General features: G+C 46.5%; 21 protein-coding genes. 4 read left to right on the top strand and 17 right to left on the bottom strand.

The window, feature by feature from the left end; translation table 11 throughout:
- Nucleotides 1-120: 120 nt before the first annotated feature.
- From ACWA2B_RS21090 to ACWA2B_RS21060, 7 genes are all read right to left on the bottom strand, one after another.
- Nucleotides 121-945, bottom strand: a complete 825-nt coding sequence (locus tag ACWA2B_RS21090) for a purine-nucleoside phosphorylase (RefSeq protein WP_013310786.1) — start codon at nt 943-945, stop codon at nt 121-123.
- 72 nt (nt 946-1,017) lie between these two features.
- On the bottom strand, nt 1,018-1,962 hold the full coding sequence (xerD, locus tag ACWA2B_RS21085; RefSeq protein WP_029517290.1) for a site-specific tyrosine recombinase XerD: 945 nt from the start codon (nt 1,960-1,962) through the stop codon (nt 1,018-1,020).
- Nucleotides 1,963-2,070: 108 nt separating this feature from the next.
- Nucleotides 2,071-2,313 (bottom strand): YqzK family protein, encoded by a 243-nt coding sequence (locus ACWA2B_RS21080; protein ID WP_341039548.1) that lies wholly within the window; start codon nt 2,311-2,313, stop codon nt 2,071-2,073.
- Nucleotides 2,314-2,479: 166 nt separating this feature from the next.
- Entirely contained in the window at nt 2,480-2,977 is a 498-nt protein-coding gene (gene fur / locus ACWA2B_RS21075) for a ferric iron uptake transcriptional regulator (protein ID WP_013310789.1), read from the bottom strand.
- Nucleotides 2,978-3,076: 99 nt separating this feature from the next.
- On the bottom strand, nt 3,077-3,730 hold the full coding sequence (gene spoIIM, locus ACWA2B_RS21070; RefSeq protein ID WP_029517288.1) for a stage II sporulation protein M: 654 nt from the start codon (nt 3,728-3,730) through the stop codon (nt 3,077-3,079).
- Between the two features lie 188 nt (nt 3,731-3,918).
- On the bottom strand, nt 3,919-5,115 hold the full coding sequence (locus tag ACWA2B_RS21065) for an endonuclease Q family protein (RefSeq protein ID WP_029517287.1): 1,197 nt from the start codon (nt 5,113-5,115) through the stop codon (nt 3,919-3,921).
- Nucleotides 5,116-5,119: 4 nt separating this feature from the next.
- Nucleotides 5,120-5,731, bottom strand: a complete 612-nt coding sequence (locus tag ACWA2B_RS21060; RefSeq protein ID WP_449292591.1) for an NUDIX hydrolase — start codon at nt 5,729-5,731, stop codon at nt 5,120-5,122.
- 125 nt (nt 5,732-5,856) lie between these two features.
- Here ACWA2B_RS21060 and mciZ point away from each other — a divergent pair, with 125 nt between their 5' ends.
- Nucleotides 5,857-6,000, top strand: a complete 144-nt coding sequence (gene mciZ / locus ACWA2B_RS21055) for a Z-ring formation inhibitor MciZ (RefSeq protein ID WP_080658620.1) — start codon at nt 5,857-5,859, stop codon at nt 5,998-6,000.
- A 71-nt stretch (nt 6,001-6,071) separates the two neighbouring features.
- Here mciZ and ACWA2B_RS21050 read toward each other — a convergent pair whose 3' ends face one another.
- Entirely contained in the window at nt 6,072-7,205 is a 1,134-nt protein-coding gene (locus ACWA2B_RS21050; RefSeq protein WP_029517285.1) for a tripeptidase T, read from the bottom strand.
- An 85-nt stretch (nt 7,206-7,290) separates the two neighbouring features.
- Here ACWA2B_RS21050 and prli42 point away from each other — a divergent pair, with 85 nt between their 5' ends.
- Nucleotides 7,291-7,395, top strand: a complete 105-nt coding sequence (gene prli42 / locus ACWA2B_RS21045; protein ID WP_023989226.1) for a stressosome-associated protein Prli42 — start codon at nt 7,291-7,293, stop codon at nt 7,393-7,395.
- 120 nt (nt 7,396-7,515) lie between these two features.
- On the opposite strand, the gene lipB is transcribed toward prli42, so the two are convergent.
- The 6 genes from lipB to ACWA2B_RS21015 form a co-directional block, all read right to left on the bottom strand.
- Nucleotides 7,516-8,214, bottom strand: coding sequence for a lipoyl(octanoyl) transferase LipB (gene lipB / locus ACWA2B_RS21040; protein WP_029517284.1), 699 nt, complete (start codon nt 8,212-8,214; stop codon nt 7,516-7,518).
- Nucleotides 8,215-8,259: 45 nt separating this feature from the next.
- On the bottom strand, nt 8,260-9,651 hold the full coding sequence (locus ACWA2B_RS21035; protein WP_340932510.1) for a dihydrolipoamide acetyltransferase family protein: 1,392 nt from the start codon (nt 9,649-9,651) through the stop codon (nt 8,260-8,262).
- Between the two features lie 87 nt (nt 9,652-9,738).
- On the bottom strand, nt 9,739-10,725 hold the full coding sequence (locus ACWA2B_RS21030) for an alpha-ketoacid dehydrogenase subunit beta (RefSeq protein ID WP_029517282.1): 987 nt from the start codon (nt 10,723-10,725) through the stop codon (nt 9,739-9,741).
- 2 nt (nt 10,726-10,727) lie between these two features.
- Nucleotides 10,728-11,756, bottom strand: a complete 1,029-nt coding sequence (locus tag ACWA2B_RS21025) for a thiamine pyrophosphate-dependent dehydrogenase E1 component subunit alpha (RefSeq protein WP_029517281.1) — start codon at nt 11,754-11,756, stop codon at nt 10,728-10,730.
- 140 nt (nt 11,757-11,896) lie between these two features.
- Nucleotides 11,897-13,318: a dihydrolipoyl dehydrogenase gene (gene lpdA / locus ACWA2B_RS21020; protein ID WP_069012719.1), complete on the bottom strand. Its 1,422-nt coding sequence runs from the start codon at nt 13,316-13,318 to the stop codon at nt 11,897-11,899.
- A gap of 126 nt (nt 13,319-13,444) precedes the next feature.
- Nucleotides 13,445-13,678: a hypothetical protein gene (locus ACWA2B_RS21015; RefSeq protein ID WP_013310799.1), complete on the bottom strand. Its 234-nt coding sequence runs from the start codon at nt 13,676-13,678 to the stop codon at nt 13,445-13,447.
- A gap of 207 nt (nt 13,679-13,885) precedes the next feature.
- Here ACWA2B_RS21015 and ACWA2B_RS21010 point away from each other — a divergent pair, with 207 nt between their 5' ends.
- Together ACWA2B_RS21010 and ACWA2B_RS21005 are read left to right on the top strand one after the other, a co-directional pair.
- Nucleotides 13,886-14,482: a thymidine kinase gene (locus ACWA2B_RS21010; protein ID WP_029517279.1), complete on the top strand. Its 597-nt coding sequence runs from the start codon at nt 13,886-13,888 to the stop codon at nt 14,480-14,482.
- Between the two features lie 169 nt (nt 14,483-14,651).
- Nucleotides 14,652-15,428, top strand: a complete 777-nt coding sequence (locus ACWA2B_RS21005) for a sporulation protein (protein ID WP_449292590.1) — start codon at nt 14,652-14,654, stop codon at nt 15,426-15,428.
- Nucleotides 15,429-15,534: 106 nt separating this feature from the next.
- On the opposite strand, the gene ACWA2B_RS21000 is transcribed toward ACWA2B_RS21005, so the two are convergent.
- From ACWA2B_RS21000 to ACWA2B_RS20990, 3 genes are all read right to left on the bottom strand, one after another.
- Nucleotides 15,535-15,939: a hypothetical protein gene (locus tag ACWA2B_RS21000; protein ID WP_069012721.1), complete on the bottom strand. Its 405-nt coding sequence runs from the start codon at nt 15,937-15,939 to the stop codon at nt 15,535-15,537.
- A 368-nt stretch (nt 15,940-16,307) separates the two neighbouring features.
- A complete protein-coding gene (locus ACWA2B_RS20995; RefSeq protein WP_449292589.1) occupies nt 16,308-16,811 on the bottom strand; it encodes a hypothetical protein in 504 nt (167 codons plus the stop codon).
- Between the two features lie 164 nt (nt 16,812-16,975).
- Nucleotides 16,976-18,676 (bottom strand): methyl-accepting chemotaxis protein, encoded by a 1,701-nt coding sequence (locus ACWA2B_RS20990; RefSeq protein ID WP_341070957.1) that lies wholly within the window; start codon nt 18,674-18,676, stop codon nt 16,976-16,978.
- Between the last annotated feature and the right edge of the window lie 300 nt (nt 18,677-18,976).

Here is an 18,976-nt window from a genome sequence, read left to right as displayed (position 1 = left end):
TGTTACTCAAATCAACCGCTGTATGTAAAAAAGAACCCCATACCCACGCCATCAAAAGGCGTTTGGATATGGGGCTCTTGGGATATATGTCCACCACTTCGGTTGAACATGATCCCCAATCTACATTTGTGGAATAATCGCTAGCACAAGTTTTAAAAATTGCTCACGTACCTTCTCTGCCGTCTCCATCACTTCACCATGGGACAAAGGCTGATCCAGAATGCCTGCGGCCATATTTGTGATACAAGAGAAGCCCAGTACCTCAATTCCTGCATGACGGGCTACAATAACCTCAGATACGGTCGACATACCCACTGCATCTGCACCCAGTGTACGCAGCATGACGATTTCAGCAGGCGTTTCATAGTTAGGTCCCAGCAATCCAGCATATACACCTTCCTGCAGGCTGAAGCCCTGTTGGTTAGCCGTTTGCTTGGCAATTTCACGCAAACGGCGGCTGTACGCCTCCGACATATCTGGAAAACGAACGCCCAGACCGGCATCGTTTGGTCCAATCAGCGGATTTTGTCCTGTCAGATTAAGATGATCCGAGATGACCATCAGATCGCCTGCTTCGTAGGAAGTATTTACACCACCTGCTGCATTCGTCACCAGCAGACTTTGAATCCCCAATTGCTTCATCACCCGAACTGGGAAAGCCGTCAGCTGCGGGCCATAGCCCTCATACATATGGAAGCGCCCTTTCATCATGACGACAGCGCGACCTTCAATCGTGCCTAACAGTAGTTCACCCTCATGACCTTCTACCGTCGATACAGGAAAATGGGGAATATCCTGATAAGGAATACTAATTCCATCCTGAATTAAATCGGCCAGAATACCGAGACCCGATCCCAGAATAAGGCCAATCTCTGGACGTATTCCGCTCTTGGCGCGGATATAATCTGCTGCTTCCTGAATTGTAGCTTGGTTGGCTGTTGACATTAATATCTCTCCTGACTTGTACAATCGTAAAGTTATAGTCATTATCACATTTTCTATGAAACCAAAGTATCGTTATGTTCGATCTTTGCTTTCATGAGAAGTGCGGTTGCCGCCGTGCGGGTGATGCTTTTCATATACTTCCTTCATATTCCGTCTGGCCGTCTGCGCATATACCTGCGTCGTTGACAGATCAGCATGACCCAGCATTTCCTGTACAGAGCGTAAGTCCGCTCCGCCCTCCAGCATATGTACCGCAAAGGAATGCCGCAGCGTGTGGGGCGTGATATCCTCGCTTATGCCTGCTTCCTGGCCGTACTTCTTAATCATTTTCCAGAAGCCCTGTCTACTGAGACGCTGTCCAGATACGTTCAGGAACATGGCATCCTGCTCTACCTGAGCTTCTTCACCCTGCCCGGATCTCAGCAATAATAGACGCTGCTCGTCCATATAGGCTTGTGCCCACTGTGATGCCTCACGGCTGATCGGTACAACACGCTCCTTGCCTGCCTCGCCGCCACAATGCACAAAGCGCAAATCGGTGCGCACGTCACGCACGTTTAAGGCAATCAGCTCTGATACGCGAATGCCCGTCGCATACAGCAACTCCAGCATCGCCTTGTCTCGCACCCCTTGCGGGGCAGTCACATCTGGCGCGGCCAGCAAACGCTCTATCTCATCCTGCGTTAGCACCGAGGGCTTCTTTTTAGTCGCTTTGGGCAGCTCCAGCAGAACAGACGGATCATGGATCGTAATTCCCTCCCGAATAAGAAAATGAAAAAAGGAGCGAATGGAGGCGACGCTACGTGATATTGTCGCCGCAGCCTTTCCCTGTTCCTTCAAATGGCCCAAATACAGTACCAGATGTGACCGTTGGACATTATCCGGCTGCTCAATACCACAGCTTTCTGCGAACTCGACAAACTGCTGTACGTCTCGTTGATACGCTTCCAAAGTGCTGCGCGACAAACCCTTTTCCTCTTCCATAAATTGAACGAAAGGTTGAATGTACATTTTCATGAGTTCCAAAAGTCTCCTTGTTCTGCATACAGCGGTTCAGTCTCAGCGCCTGCTTCTTCGTGTGCTACCTTCATCATTTCATAAGCTCATCAAGACCGATTACTTAGACTATTCACCATACCAGTAAAAGAAACGTAAACGTTCCAACACTGCTATTCGATGCTCGGACCCTTCATTTACTTTTTGTCCGCCAAATACCTTCACTGCATGTCCTTCCGGTATTCGGTAATGATCTACAGGTGTTATCCAATCTGTAAACAGCCTGAGGCTAAAAAAGAACATACATGCCAGCGCCCCGAACAAGATTACCAAACGTAGCCATTTTAGTCCGCTCCGCAACGATAGTACCATGTGGATCAGCCGCCTTTTCCCCAGAATATGGTCCTAATTAGGACTCTCTATGGAAGGGTATGACAAGCTATTCCTTTTTATACCGCTTAATCCCGAACAACAGGCTCCGAACCAAAAAAGCTCTCCCGAACGCATCTTCGTCGGTGAGAGCTTGGGTAGTCAGCTTTTAGTCCTGAGATTTGTTTTTTCTGGATTTGCCCAAAGATTTCTGAGCGGTCGTATCGTTCTTCGCCTTACAACGATAACAAATACCGTGGAAGTCCAAACGATGGTCCACTACGGTAAAGTTATATTCCCGTTCCAAGCGCTCCTCCAATGGTCCAAGCCAATCTTCCAGTATTTCATCTACACTGCCACACTGCACACATATCAAATGGTGATGGTGATGTTTGGTTGTATCGCCGCGCAAATCATAACGCGCAACGCCATCACCAAAATTAATTTTCTCCACGACATGCAGTTCACTTAGCAGTTCTAGGGTACGGTATACGGTTGCCAGACCGATTTCGGGAGCTTTCTCTTTGACGAGCATAAATACATCTTCCGCACTCAGATGATCATCTTCGTTCTCAAGTAAAACTCTGACGGTGGCTTCCCGCTGAGGCGTTAGTTTGTAGCCCTGGGATTGCAGCTGCTGCTTAATTTTTTCGATCCGTGCTTCCATGTGTCTCCCTCCCCCTGCAAAGCTACTGCCTACTGCACTTTTTTCACTCCTATTATTATAGGGGGTCTATACAAATAAAGTCAAACATTTTGAAACGGATCAAGATGACACGGAAGCTGTCAGCATAGGAGTGACCCATTGCATCATAACCGGGGTGATCCAAGTTTCAAAGGACGCGCTACCAATAAGAAGCACGATCATCACAGCAGTCAACCCTGCGTAAGACAGCAACGGACGCAGCATTCCGTCTGACGGCCGGGTAGCGAGTATTTTGGTTTTGATCATATGGATGGAAAAAGTCATCGCAGCCACGCTGCAGACGAGCAGTACCGGAATCACGAGCAGGTTATGGGGAGCAACTGAAACCAAAGAAAATAGCAGTCCTTTCCACGAATATTGCCCCACCAGATAACCTACTGAAAATCCGATTAGCACACCCTTGAGGAAATTCAATACAAGAATACCCGGTAGACCAATAACCGAAAGGCCACACACCCAAATTAGGCCGACCCATTTCAGATGTAAAGATACGCTATCCCAAAAGGTCGAAGCCGCCTGCGAATCAGCGAAGCCCTGTTCGTTTTGATTGACCGTTACAAAAAAATCCTTCAGGTAACGGGACAAATCCTGTAACTGCTCCAGCGAGAGTGCGTTTACCATAAGTGCGCCAAAGACGACTCCCACCAGAAACAGCACAGCCAAGAACACATAATATGGCGTCTGATCCTTTAACGTATGACGAAACCATTGCATCGGCGTCCTGCCCCTTTCATCTGCTTGTTTGTCCAAAAAACAACCGTAATCCGACGGCTGATGGCTAGAAATGGGGCAGCTTTCGCTGCGGATCAAACATCACGAATGATGTGCCAAGCCAGCGGCATAGATAATTTATGGTTATGAACAAGCAGACGCTGATATGCCTTTAGAGGGACAAGACTTTACTAGGACTTAGCTATTTTGCCGTATGTTCCACCACCACCGGATACAAGCGACAGTCGCCCCTCGCGTGAAAGCACAATTTGCTCTGCCAGCACTTTTCCGACGACTGCTGCTAACTCCTCCTGTGTAACCTCATGTAAAATATTCATTTCTGTTCCAAATGCAGCCAATAGCTGGTTCAGCTTGGCTTTGCCCAGACCTGGAATAAATTCCAGTGGAATCTGGTAAATGTACGGCGGACGATGGGAGGGAATCATGGGTTGCTCACGGTCGGCAATGCTCCATATTCGATCCAGCACTCCTCGCACCAGCTTGGTATGACCACAGTCAGGACAGCGTTCATCCGCCATCTGTTGCTCGTCAATAATCGTACCGCAGCTTTGACAGTAAGAGCGATGGTATTTGCCCAGTTTTGGATTTAATCCGTAGTTGGCACGCACCCGTCGTCCTTCCCGCCGCTCCAAAGCCATTCTGAATTCATCAAAACACGGCTTCGCCAGTGATAATTTATTGTATTCTCGTCCGATTTTCCCGAGTGAATGGGCATCTGAATTCGTGAGAAAGCTGAAGCGATCCAGTTCCGAAATTAAACCGGCCATAGACGAATCTGCGCTCAGTCCCAGCTCCACCCCACTAATGAGCTCCATATCCAGCAGTTCCTCCATACGGGCCGCTGAACTGCCGTATATGCCCTTATGAGGAGTAAACACGTGCGCTGGCACCATAATGCCTCCACGTCCGTAAATTTGCTGCTGCAACTCGCGTGGCGGTGCATAGATTCGTTGTGAGCTGAGATTAACATTTTTCATATGCCGGGCCAGCCATTGGGTAAAATCCTCCATCGCCGCCAGATCTGGAAAGTAGGCCAGTACGTGCGCCTCAGGGCGACCTTCAGCACGTATTTCCAGCTCCGTGCCAAGGAGAATAACCGTATCCTGGTATGCGATACCGCCGCCGCTGATTTCCTTCATTTCACCCGTATGTAAATAGGTACGAATATCCTCCTGTACATTAGGTGCATGGCAGTCAATGATACCGATCAGCCCAATTCCTTTGCGACCGGAGGCTTCCTTAGCTATGTTGGCAAAGGTCAGATCGCGACTGCCACTAATTTTGACCGGATTTCCCTTCTCTGTCCTGCCAATATGAATATGCAAGTCTGCAAAGTAGTCGTTAAGTTCTACTATATTTTCATCCATACGCTTAGAAGCTCCCTGTAAGTTGGCGGAGTTGCCATGCATAGACGGCCAGAATCGTTTTGGCATCACTAATCCGTCCTTCACGAATGAGCGTCTGTGCTTCTTCCAGCGTCACCTCAAACAGCTCCAGAAATTCATCCTCATCCGGTTCCATCTGACCTAACTCCAGCTCTTCGGCCACATACAGATGAATGATTTCATCCGCAAACCCAGGAGAGGTATAAAAGGAATGCAGCAGCTTCAACGACTTGGCAGTATAACCTGTCTCTTCTCTCAGCTCACGTCCCGCTGCTTCCATCGGGTCTTCACCCCGCTCCAGCTTACCTGCAGGAATTTCCACCTCACAGCGCCCCATCGCCTGTCTGTACTGGTCCACGACCAGCATTTTCCCTTCATGTAGAGCCAAAACAGCCACCGCACCTGGATGCTTTACGATCTCACGCTTTCCAGTGGAGCCGTCGGGAAGCTCTACCGTGTCCACCTGTAATGTAATAACCTTTCCCTCAAAGATAGGCTGTGTGGACACGGTCTTTTCGTCTAGCGCAGGATTCGAATAAGGCTTGCGAGGTGCATCGTTTGTTGAATTGTTCAATTGTCCATTCGTTTGCTCGTTCATCAGTAAGTTTCCTCCTTCATATCTATCTTTCTTTATTAATTATCACCAAAGTTAGTCTAACTTGTCCACTTTGTACATAAGCTGGTGGTAGAATAACAAACTTCCTGTCATGAGGAGATGCAGAAATGAAAAGCTACCGTACTGAAAGCACCCTCCATATCGTTGGTAAAGCTTGGCAGATTCAAGCACTCTTGCGCCAATGGCAAAAGGAACACGGACCTACAGCCACTATCGCTTCGCTAGTTGTTCCAAAAAAGGTTCAGGTCTAAAGACGAAGGAACACTGTTCCTGTCTTTAACCTGAACCTTTTTTCAATATATTGCAAGTGTATGATACAAGTTTATTTTGTGGTTTCTTGAATCAGAGCTACGACAACTTCAGCAACCTTCACCAGGTCATCGGCCTTGATCTTTTCCTCTGTTGTATGGATGTTCTGATAGCCCACAGCCAAATTCACCGTCGGAATTCCAAGCCCGTTGAACACATTTGCATCTGAGCCACCACCGGAATGAAAGGTTGGCGTTGCCAGTCCCAGTCCTTGAATTGCACGTTGTGCAACCTGTACAACTTCATCATGCTCCGTAAAGCTGAATGCCGGATAGATGACTTCACTGCGGAACTCTCCCTGTGCACCAAATTCGCGTGCGGTGGTTTCCAGCGCTTCACGCATATGCTGAATTTGATGATTAACCTTTTCCTGCACAATACTACGTGCCTCTGCACGGATCAACACAAAATCGCATACCACATTCGTCGCGCCGCCGCCCTCAAAACTGCCGATGTTAGCGGTCGTTTCCTTATCAATCCGTCCTAGTTTCATTTTAGAAATTGCTTTAGAAGCGACCTGAATGGCACTAATGCCATCTTCGGGATTTACCCCCGCATGAGCGGACTTCCCAGTAATCTTCATTTCAATACGTGCCTGCGTGGGGGCAGCTATACAAATAGAGCCGACCTCACCATTCGAATCCAAAGCATATCCGAAATCAGAATCTAGCACGTCTGGCTTCATCGCACGTGCCCCCATCAAACCAGATTCCTCGCCAGCCGTAATCACGAACTGGATTTGACCATGGGGAATATTCTGTTCACGCACGACACGAATCGCCTCGAACAAAGCAGCAATTCCCGCCTTGTCGTCAGACCCCAGAATCGTTGAACCGTCACTACGAATCCAGCCATCCTCACCCAACTGCGGCTTAATGCCTTTACCCGGAGTAACGGTATCCATGTGGCAGGTAAAAAATAATTTGGGTGCTTGCTCTACACCTTCCGCTTTCCAGGTGACGATCAGATTGCCTGAACCATGTCCAGTTCTTTCACGAGAATCGTCTTCCATTACTTCCAGCCCGAGAGCATTAAACTTTTCTTTTAGGACGCGTGATATTTCCTGCTCATTTCTCGTTTCGCTATCCACCTGTACGAGTTCCATAAATTCCTGTACGATTCGGTCTTTTACTACTTTTACTGTCATTAAACTTTCCTCTCTTTCCCGATTACGTTACAATACGGATAGATGTTCTTATCTATGACTTAAACCTATCCTAAAGGAGTTACACATGTCGAACAAAAAATGGGTTCGTTTTTTCGTCTACATTATGCTCGCAGCTATGATTGGTTCTACACTGTTCATGGTAATTGAGCCGTTTATTATGCCACTATAATAACTATACCGCTCAAGGTATCCGGCTGCTCTAAGGCATTATGAAGCCTTGAGTGGACGAGCTGTTACGTAAAGCAAACAGGCGGGCTCCCGTGTAAATACACAATAGCCCGCCTTACCTTTATTGGAAAGAATGCGTTTGCCATTGCGCAGCAAATGAAAATTGCTGTTCAAAGTACGGTACAATTTCCTTCGCAATCTGCTCCACCGACGTAGGCTTCTGTATGCAGTCCTCCAATGATGTCACACCGTATTCCTGAATTCCGCACGGGACAATGCCCTCAAAGCCCTCATGCTGTATCCCTGATTTGATGTTAAAGGCAAAGCCATGGCTGGTTACGAAGCCCCGGCGGTGCTTACACTTGTTGAATTTGACACCAATGGCCGCAATTTTAAGATTCCCGATCCATACCCCCGTATATTCAGGCTTACGACTTCCCTCAACCCCATAAGATGCCAACAACCGAATGATCACTTCCTCCAGACTTCGAAGGTATCCATGCAGATTCAGCGCCTCCCGGTTGCCGAGCATAAGTAGAGGATATCCGACAAGCTGCCCCGGCCCATGATATGTAATGTCTCCCCCACGGTCAATCTGAAAGACGCTGATTCCCTGCTCCTTCAGTTGCTCTGGTGTGAGGAGCAAATGCTCAGGATGCCGCTGAGAGCCAATCGTGTAGGTCGGTGGATGCTGGAGAAGCATAAGCGTTTCTCTTGCCTCTCCCGCATCCAGCTTTCCCACAATCTCCTTCTGGACATCCCATGCATGGGCATATTCCATCCTATTCGTATAGGTTACATCAAGCGGTCGTCTGTTCACGGCCTGTCACTTCCTCTCCGTACATTTCCTCAACTGTTCGGATGATTAGTACAGCTTCGTATCCAAAGTGTAGCCTTCAAGATTTTCTTTAACCCGTTGCAAGAATCGTCCACAGATCACTCCATCCAAAATACGATGATCCAGCGACAAGCACAAATTAGCCATTGAGCGAACTGCAATCATATCATCGATAACCACGGGTCTTTTGACAATGGATTCAAAGGTAAGAATTGCAGCCTGCGGATAGTTAATCACCGGATAAGATAAAATGGAACCAAAGGAGCCTGTGTTGTTTACAGTGAACGTTCCGCCTTGCATGTCGTCCAATTTGAGCGTGCCTTCCCGGGTTTTACGTGCCAAATCGTCAATTTCACGAGCTAATCCAGCAATATTTTTCTGATCCGCTTTTTTAATAACAGGGGTAAGAACGGAGTCCTCTGTACCCACGGCTAGCGAAATATTGATGTCTCTTTTGACGATAATTTTATCCACTGCCCAGACCGAATTCATAATCGGATATTCCTTGATTGCATTCACGACTGCTTTCATGAGGAAAGCCAGATACGTAATATTAATTCCTTCTTTTTGCTTAAATTCGTTTTTAATCTTGTTGCGGAGCATCACCAGATTGGTCACATCCACCTCAATCGTCGTCCATGCATGTGGAATTTCCGAAACGCTTTGTCGCATATTGCGAGCAATTGCACTGCGAATGGGTGTAACATCAATAAAATACTCGGATCTGTTATTGTTGCCACCCTCAACTTCGATCACAGGAGCTTTTGGAGCCTCCGTCAAATGAATCCCACTGTTACGAACCGGAATAGCAGGGTCCATATTTTGAATCGGTGTACTGTACTGAGGGGCAGACTGCTGTCTTCCTGCAAAAGGAGAGCCTTGTCCTGTTGCCGTCACAGTCGGCTGTCCAGATGCTCCAGTGGCAGCGGAACTGCCCCGCTGCACATAATTCAGCACGTCTTTGCGGGTAATTCGTCCCCCCATGCCCGTGCCTGGTACTTGGCTTAAGTCCACATTATGCTCAGCAGCCAGGGTTTGCACCGCTGGGGAAAACCGTCCTCTCATGGACTGATCCGATCCAGCACTCTGCTGAGTTTGTGTTTGTACGGTGCTTTGAGATGCTGGTGCAACAGGTGTCGCCCCTGATGCCACTGCAGGTGCAGCCGACTTCGTCTGAATACGGCAAATTAACTCACCTACCGCTACTGTCTGACCTTCCTCTGCCAACAGATCACCCATAATGCCGTCCAATGTGGATGGAATTTCTGCATTCACTTTATCTGTAATAACCTCGCAAATCGGCTCGAATTGCTCTACCGTTTCCCCAGGTTGTTTGAGCCATTTGGCAATTGTCGCCGATACGAGCGATTCTGCCAATTGTGGCATGGTCACGTCGTTCCATTGTGTTTGGTCTGACATTTTTTCAACTCCTTAACATCATAGAAGGGCGCGTTTTACCGCTACCCCACTACACTTTTGGAATGCTTTCGTCCAATCTTCCCTATATTAATACATTGCAAGACGGCGCATGGCTTCCTTCACTTTATCCTTGTTTAACATATAAAACTTCTCCATCGGTGGGCTAATCGGCATGGCTGGCACATCAGGAGCACATAGGCGCTCAATCGGTGCATCCAGCTCGAACAGACATTCCTCATTAATAATAGCCGATACCTCGGCACCGATGCCGCCCGTTTTGTTGTCCTCATGCACGATTAATACCTTACCCGTATGTCGTGCAGCCTCAACAATGGCTTCGCGGTCCAGCGGTTGGAGTGTGCGCAAATCCACAACCTGTGCAGTAATGCCCTCTTCCTTCTCCAATTCCTCAGCAGCCTGCATGACAAAATGCAAAGGCTGGCTATAACCGATGACCGTAATATCGTCACCCTCACGTAATAGATTAGCCTTGCCAATCGGAACGATATAATCATCCTCAGGCACTTCACCCTTGATCAGCTTGTAGGATTTTTTATTTTCAAAAAATAGCACTGGATCAGGGTCACGAATGGCTGCTTTCAGCAATCCTTTTGCGTCATAAGGTGTAAATGGAGCAACAATTTTCAAACCCGGCGTACCAAAAAAGATAGATTCTGGACACTGAGAGTGATACAAACCGCCAAAGATCCCTCCACCGATTGGTGCGCGAATTACAACAGGACAGTTCCAATCGTTGTTAGAGCGGTAGCGGATTTTAGCTGCTTCACTAATAATCTGATTCGTCGCCGGAAGCATGAAGTCCGAATATTGCATTTCAGCAATCGGCTTCATTCCGTACATGGCTGCACCAATCGCTACCCCGGCAATAGCCGACTCAGCCAATGGCGTATCCATGACACGTTGCTCACCGAATTGGTCCATCAGTCCCTTTGTCGTTGTAAAGACACCGCCCTTCACCCCAACATCCTCACCTAATACAAAAACTGTTTCATCCTGCTCCATCTCTTCTTTCATCGCAAGACGAATCGCATCAATATATTCCATAATCGCCATCGTTACAGGCCCTCCCCATCGCTATCTGCATACACATGCAGCAGCGTATCTTCGGGCTTTGGAAAAGGCGCATTATCTGCATATTCAATCGCTTCCTTGATTTCGAGCAGCAGCTCAGCCGACAGATCCGCATCCTTGGCCTCATCCCAAATGCCGCATTCAATCAAGTAGCTTTTCATACGGGCTACGCCATCCTTGGCCCAATTCTCATCCACTTCCTCCTTGGTTCGGTAAGCCAGATCATTATCCGAGGTGGAGTGAGGAGACAGACGGTACATCATGGCTTCGATCAACGTAGGACCTTCACCACGGACAGCACGTTCCCGTGCTTCTTTCACCGCCGCATATACGGCCAACGCATCATTACCATCGACTCGAATCCCTGGGAATCCATATCCCAATGCACGGTCGCTTACCTTGCCTGCCAACTGTTTATGAATCGGAACCGATATCGCATATTGATTGTTCTCGCACATAATGATGACTGGCAGCTTCTGTACACCAGCAAAGTTACAGCCCTCGTGAAAATCTCCCTGATTGCTGGAGCCTTCCCCAAACGTAACAAATGATACAAAATCCTTTTTCTGCATTTTGGCAGCCAAAGCTACACCCACTGCATGCGGAACCTGTGTCGTTACTGGGCTGGAGCCTGTCACAATACGTAGCCGTTTACTACCAAAATGACCTGGCATCTGGCGACCACCGCTATTGGGATCATCTGCCTTAGCAAATGCCGACAGCATCAGTTCGCGCGGCGTCATTCCTACCGCAAGCACGAATCCATAATCCCGATAATAGGGAAGAAAATAGTCCTTTTCCCGGTCAAGGCCGAAAGCTGCACCTACTTGTGCCGCCTCCTGTCCAATGCCAGAAACGTGGAAATTAATTTTCCCTGCCCGTTGCAGGAGCATGTTGCGCTCGTCAAATCTTCTTGCGAGCAACATATATCTGTACATATCAATAACTTGTCCGTGAGTAAGTCCCAGCTGCTCATGTCTGAAGCCAGCGTCTACAGCGCCTTTAGAACTCATTGAGGCACCTCCTTAAGTGTCAAACATCCTACTTCCAATACCTAGTACCATCTTGTCTTAAAACCTGGTACTAAACTCTGGCTAACCCCATTATAATCCTTTTCTGCCCAAAAAGAAAAGCACCGATTTATTTGAAAGGTCTATATGCCAATCGCCTGCCCATCAACGGCCAACATCGCTTCTCCCAAAATCTCCGACAACGTCGGATGCGGGTGAATAAGCTGTCCGACTTCCCACGGCGTAGCATCCAGCAGTTGCGCAAGAGCGGCCTCGCTGATCAGATCCGTCACATGCGTACCGATCATATGTACACCGAGAATATCATGGGTCTTCTCGTCGGCCACTACTTTGACGAAGCCGTCCCGACTGCCGTATACTAGCGATTTTCCGATAGCTTGAAAAGGAAATTTCCCTGTCTTCACCTGATGTCCACGCTCACGGGCTTCTTGCTCCGTTAAGCCGACGCTCGCGGCTTCAGGCCGTGTATAAATACACCGCGGAATCAGATGGTTAGGTACACTGTGAAACTCTTCGCCCGCCAGATGATGAACCGCCTGCAAACCTTCATGGCTTGCCGCATGCGCCAGTTGTAAGCCGCCGATACAATCTCCAATGGCGTAAATATGTGGCTCATTCGTCTGCAAATGCTCATTAACCGAGATAAAGCCATGCTCTACGCGGATATCCGTATTTTCCAGCCCGATATTTTCCACATTGGCCTGACGCCCTACAGAAATGAGCAATTTGGAAGCGCTGAGGGTTTCGGTTTCTTCCCCTTTTTGCACGTCAATCTGTACGCCTTCCTCATCTTTGCCGTATGTTTTAGCCAGCACTTGTGAACCCGTCAGCACCTTGACACCACGCTTGGTTAACAAGCGCTGCATTTCACGCGAAACGTCTTCGTCTTCCGTGGGGATGAGGCGATTCGCGGCTTCAACCACCGTAACCTCTACGCCAAAATCATTTAGCATGGAAGCCCACTCCACGCCAATCACACCACCGCCCACGATAATCAGGGATGCGGGTAGCTCCTCCATCGTTAACGCTTCGTCACTGCTCAGAATAAATTCGCCATCTGGCTCTAGCCCGGACAGCACACGCGGGCGTGATCCCGTTGCAATAATGAGATGTGCAGGAACAATCGTCTCCATCTCGCCATCTTCTAATTCCACAGCAACTGCCCCGCTTTTTGGAGAAAATATAGACGGCCCAATCACGCGTCCCTTACCGCTCAGCACCGTAATTTTATTTTTACGCATCAAAAATTGAACGCCCTGATGCAACTGCTCCACAACGGCTTCCTTACGCTCCTGAACCTTGGGAAATACAAGCTGTGCTCCCGATGTCTCAATACCGTATTGTGCACTTTCCTTAATTGTCGCATATACTTCCGCACTGCGCAGCAAGGCCTTACTCGGAATGCAACCACGGTGCAGACAGGTTCCGCCAAGCTTGTCCTTTTCGATGATAACCACTTCTTTACCAAGCTGGGCGGCACGAATGGCTGCTACATACCCCCCGGTTCCTCCACCCAAAATAGCGACATCACAATGTATAGTCATGTTTCTCCTCCATTAACAATTGATTATATACAGCTTATTGTACTCTCTTTATTTCACTGTACAAAATATAGCGTTTAGGCATAGGCTACAAAAAAGTTAACCATTTAATCCAGATCTCTTTCCATATCATTCATACAGCGCATCTCGTAATTTGGTAGACATCCTTGGACTTTGTGCTGATTTGGCTCGCAGCGCCTTGCGAAATGATTCATTTTGCTTGCGCAGAAAGTTCAGCTCTGTCTCCAGCTCAGTGATGAGTTCTAGAGCTTGCGGGCTGATAAGCCCTTGCTCCAGTAATGCTCCTTTTTTGGCACTATAATCCGTATTTTTTTCGTCCATGCCTTTCACTCTTCCCTTCATTCCACTACGCTTCACCATATCATGCCCGCGGCGGCAGAGCAATGACGACCACATTTACGTTTTAGGAATGGACATACAAAAACATGTCGAAAATCAATATATTTTCTCTAGTCTGTATACGGCTGTTATGGTAATCTATAATGGCGTTTTCTTTCCGAGAAGAAGATTAACAGTGTTATGTACATGTTAGAGAGAGGGGAATTCGCTTTGCCTACAGGACGAATTACGATTATTACAGGCCCCATGTTCAGTGAAAAATCCGGCGAATTGATTCGCCGCTGTCAAAAACTAATCCAATACGGGCATCGTAAAGTGGTCGCTTACAAACCCGCTGAAGATAACCGTTATGCCGAGGACGAAATAGTAAGCCGGATCGGATATCGGCTGCCCGCTATCTCTATCCCAAGAAAACTCACAGATGAGCTCGTTCAGCGTATTTTGCAAGAAACACAAGATGCCGACGTGGTTGCCTTTGACGAAGTCCAGTTTTTCAGTCGTCATATTATGTCGCTCGTACAAGAGCTAGCTTATTGCGGCAAGCATGTCATTGCTGATGGGCTGAATCTGGATTACCGAGGCAAGGAATTCGGCTATGTCGGTGGTCTGCTCGCCATGGCGGATGACATCGAGAAGCTAACTTCCTTTTGCGCTGTATGTGGCAGCTCGGAAGCAGTATTTACGCAACGTATGGTAAATGGTAAACCTTCCACTGTGGGACCTATTGTGATGATCGGCGACTCTGAGGCTTATGAGCCTCGTTGTCGAAATTGCTTTATACCTCCTCATAAAGTGAACTGCGATTAGTGGACAGATAGATCGACAAGCTGCAATATGCCTAGTGAGTACCAGTGACGTTTTCTTGCATTTTTTTGGAACGAATCGAACCATTGCCCCGTATATCCGGTTAAGCTGTACAAGTATTTAGTTTTCGTTTGTATATCATGACCATGAGATTATATGGGGGGACGGAATAATGAGTTTTTTTAACAAAATCTTAGCAAGCGCAGGAATCGGTTCAGCTAAAGTCGATACGCTGGTGAATCAAGCCGTATATGTGCCTGGGGAAGAACTTAGTGGCATCATGCGCATCAAAGGCGGCAAAATTGATCAAGAAATCGGCAAAATTGACATCGAGCTCAAGACTGAATATATCGTGGAGCACGATGATAAAAAAACTACCACCACCTGCTGCATTGCACGAATTAAGGTATCTGACGGCTTTCATCTAGAGCAAGGACAAGAGCTTGAAATTCCTTTTTCCTTCAGATTGCCGTTGGAAACTCCTGTTACTCACGCCAAACAGCCCGTCTGGCTGGAAACAGCATTAGATATTGGCATGGCTTTGGACCCGACCGATCGTGATTCACTCAAAATTGAGCCACATCCCTATATGAATACAGTGTTTGAGGCGGTTCACCTGTTGGGCTTCCGATTCCGCTCCTCCTCATGCGAACGTCACCCCAAGCTTGGACGCAGTGTTCCATTCGTGCAGGAGTTTGAATTTACGCCCGGCTCGGAATATGCACGGGATATCGAGGAACTAGAGTTGGTTATGCAGTTGGAACCCGAGGGTGTGCATGTGCTTGTAGAAGTAGACCGCAGGGGCAGAGGGTTGTCTGGTTGGCTGGAGAGTGCCTTTGATATGGATGAGCGTCATGCCTGGTTGAGCTTAAGCCGGGAAGAGCTATCCTATGGACCAGATCACATAGCAGATGCGCTTGAGGAATTAATTGACAGGCAACTTAGATAACAATGTAGAACATAGGCAAAAAACTCCTAACCAATTACTACATGGGTTGGGAGTTTTTATTAGTTTAAGAATTCTCTTAATGATGGTCCTCAACAGTCTGTATAGACTAAAGTGGCAACATATCTTGTCTTTCCGCCTTATGTTTACACTCTTTGCAGACCCCATACAGCGATCCATTGTCATCCGCATAGAAGGTTAATTTCTCTTCTTTTTTACAAAAGGAACATTTTTGCTTGCCAGTGCCCTGGATTGAGTCAGACAGTCCAAATCCAGTTTGGGCCTGAATACCTGCTGCTTTTGTATTCACGCGTGAACCGGAAGACCCTTTAGACTTAGATTCATTTCCAGTGCGGGATTGTCGAGCAGACTTACGAGGACGAAATTCAACGACATTACTGCCCCGCTGTTCATTCACTTGTTTGTTGCTGCTGCGATTACGCCTTGCTTTAACAATCCAACCCAATGCCACCAACAACACGCCGAAGAACACCCAAGTCAGACTATTCCACATGCTCTCATCCCCGCCTTTGCTTCAGAATCAATTGGGTTAATACCACTAGCCCGTTCAATGCGATGACTTAGCCTATAGTTTTATTCATTAAAATATACCCGTGTGTACAGCCTTTGTGCTGTTCATCCAATGCCTACCCACATAAAAACCGTACCCTCCAATGCAACATCCGACTCGCCTCTTAGCAAGAAATTGAGCATGTTAGGTAAATCATCTTCTCCTGAGGAGTACATTGACCGTTTTACAAATTGTACATCATCCTTTTGAAAAACGATAATATCTACTCTATGGAAATCGTTCTCCTTATCAAAATGCTTATCTACTGCTCAATGGTGAGAACAAGAACAAAAATGCCTCAGATGGCTACATTACTCCCCTTGATAATAAAAATCAATGAATCTTTTCGTCAACGGATTAAACTTATCAAAGCGTTTGCGATGCGGTAAAAAACCTGACTTATGTACTCGTTCTGCTAGTGTTTCTATATGTTCAAATCGCTTGAAAAAAGGCAACGCGAAAGTGTAGATATCTTCAATAATCTCTTGGATCACGCGCTCTCTTTCTGCTTCTGTGGACACAAGGTAATCCCTGTTTCCCGTATATTTCTTGGTCAGAGCAATCAACTCACTCTGAAAACAAGCCCCCGTACTATACTTCTTTTTTATTTTTTTGGATTCCACGATAATATAAACTTTTAATGCACCATATTTAGTCGCACCAAAATAAATTTCAAATATAAATTCCTTGGTGTCTTTTTTCAAAACTTTTCTGCTTTTCAGATACTTAAAATTATTCAAAAATGGTGTGGCTATGATTTTATCTATCGCTAACTGACGTAGGTCACTTGCTTTAAGTTCAGTCTTATTGTCCATGATGTCACTCCAACCCAAAGAATTTCCCACCATTATATCATATCGTTCCAATTACAGGCTCTTCTTATCTCCACTCTTTAATTGCAATGTATTAATAAAAAACAGAAAAAAGCCGCTCACAATAGAGCAGCTATTCCTCTGAGACATAAAAAGCAGTATATGAATTATACTTTGAATTTACCAATTTGCCCTTGCAGATCTTCTGCCATTTTGGACAGGTTTCTTGCAGAGGAAGCAATTTCCTCCATCGATGCCAGTTGTTCTTGAGTCGCAGCAGACACGTGCTGTGTCCCGGCTGCAGCCTCTTCAGCAATTGCTGAAATTTGTCTGACAAAACCAACAATCTCATCAGTACTTGCAGACATTTGTTCTGATCCGGCAGAAACCTCTTCAATTTCACTGGCCACTTTATTTACGGTTTCCTGAATGAGTTCAAAGGATGCGCCTGCATTTTGTACAACTTCACGACCTGTCATGACATCCTTCCCGTTGGACGCTACCGCCTCAATAGCATGGGTAGTATCCTTTTGAATCAATCCCACAAGCTCCGTAATTTGTTGAGCAGAATGAGCCGATTGTTCAGCCAACTTGCGAACTTCGCCTGCAACTACAGCAAATCCACGACCATGTTCTCCTGCACGGGCCGCTTCAATCGCAGCGTTCAAGGCAAGAAGGTTGGTCTGACTAGAAATATTGGTGATAACATCAATGATCTTGCCAATTTCGTCTGAGCGCTCTCCCAATCCAGCCATGAGATCTGCCAATCCATTCATCGAATCATTCACGGCGTTCATCTGCGTAACTGCCTGTTGAATCATCTGGTTACCTTCAGCCGATTTATGGGCCGCATCTTGCGCAGATGCGAATACATTTTGCGCGCGGATGGCGATTTGCTCAACACCGATAGACATTTCCTCAATAGCTTGGGACGATTTCGTCACCATATCTACCTGGTCTCCTGTTCCAGTAGCTACTTCTTGCACCGTTTCGGTTATTTGTGCAGAAGCTTGGCTATTTTGCTCTGCGCTGGCCGTCAATTCTTCTGAGGAAGTGGTTACCAGCTCAGTCGTCTTACTCACAGATTGAATCAGTTCACGAAGGTTCTCAACCATGACATTGAAAGAATGTGCCAACGTACTGATTTCGTCCTTGCCCTTCACAATGATATCTTCACTTGTAAGATCACCCGATGCGATACTTTCAGCAGCACGACTGATTCGCAAGATAGGTTTAGAAATAATTTGGGCTATGATGATTGCCATGATCAATGCTAATATAACGGCTGCAACGCTCAAAACGATGACCAGTTGTCTACCTGAAATAAAGTTGTCAACCGCTTCTTTCGTAGTTTGTTTAGATCCATCTGCATTCAATTTAATGAGCTGACTGATCATATCGTTTGAACTATACCATAACTTATAGGACTCTTGATGAAGGATGCTTGATTGAGTGTAATCATTAGCTTTACCCGCTTCAATCACTTCTGGCAACTTAGCCAAATACTCCGTATAATTTTTGGAGAATTCTTCATACATTTCGCGTTCTTTAGGGGTAGCAATTAATTTTTCGTATGTTTTTCGGCCGTCCTCAACCTTTTTTAGAACCTTATCAAATTCGGCCTGAACCTTCTCCATTTCCTCCGCGTCGCGTTCTACAATAATGTTTAATGAGATCCGCTCTACATCAGATATATCACCATTTAGTGTTCCCAGGATAGTCACACTTGGCATCCAATGGCTATCGATTGCCATCGAAGTGTCACCTAATTTTTTCATTCTGGAGATAGATGTTGTACTAATGACAATCAATAATATTATTACCGCAAGAAAACCCAATATCAATTTTGTTCGAATGTTAAATTTCATATATTCGCTCCTCAGTTCTCTTTATAATTAGATACTATATCGACAAGAAACGACACATAGTTTATATCAAAATTAAAGAGAATTTCAGAACTGTCTACAAAAGGAAAATTTTTCTTTGTGATGGTGAGTGCAACTGATTCAGGTTTATATTATATACCTCTTGTAGAGCATTATGTTTTATAATTCCCAACAATTGTACCGTCATATATAGCAAGAGAGATGCTGAATATCTTTATTCACTTATACCATCAAACTTATAAGGTTTAAAAAAAGAATACCCAAAAACAGGTATCCCTTTAT

It is taken from the genome of Paenibacillus sp. CMM36, from assembly GCF_053570945.1.
Note: the sequence above shows the minus strand (reverse complement) of the source record. Positions and strands in the feature narration are given on the sequence as shown.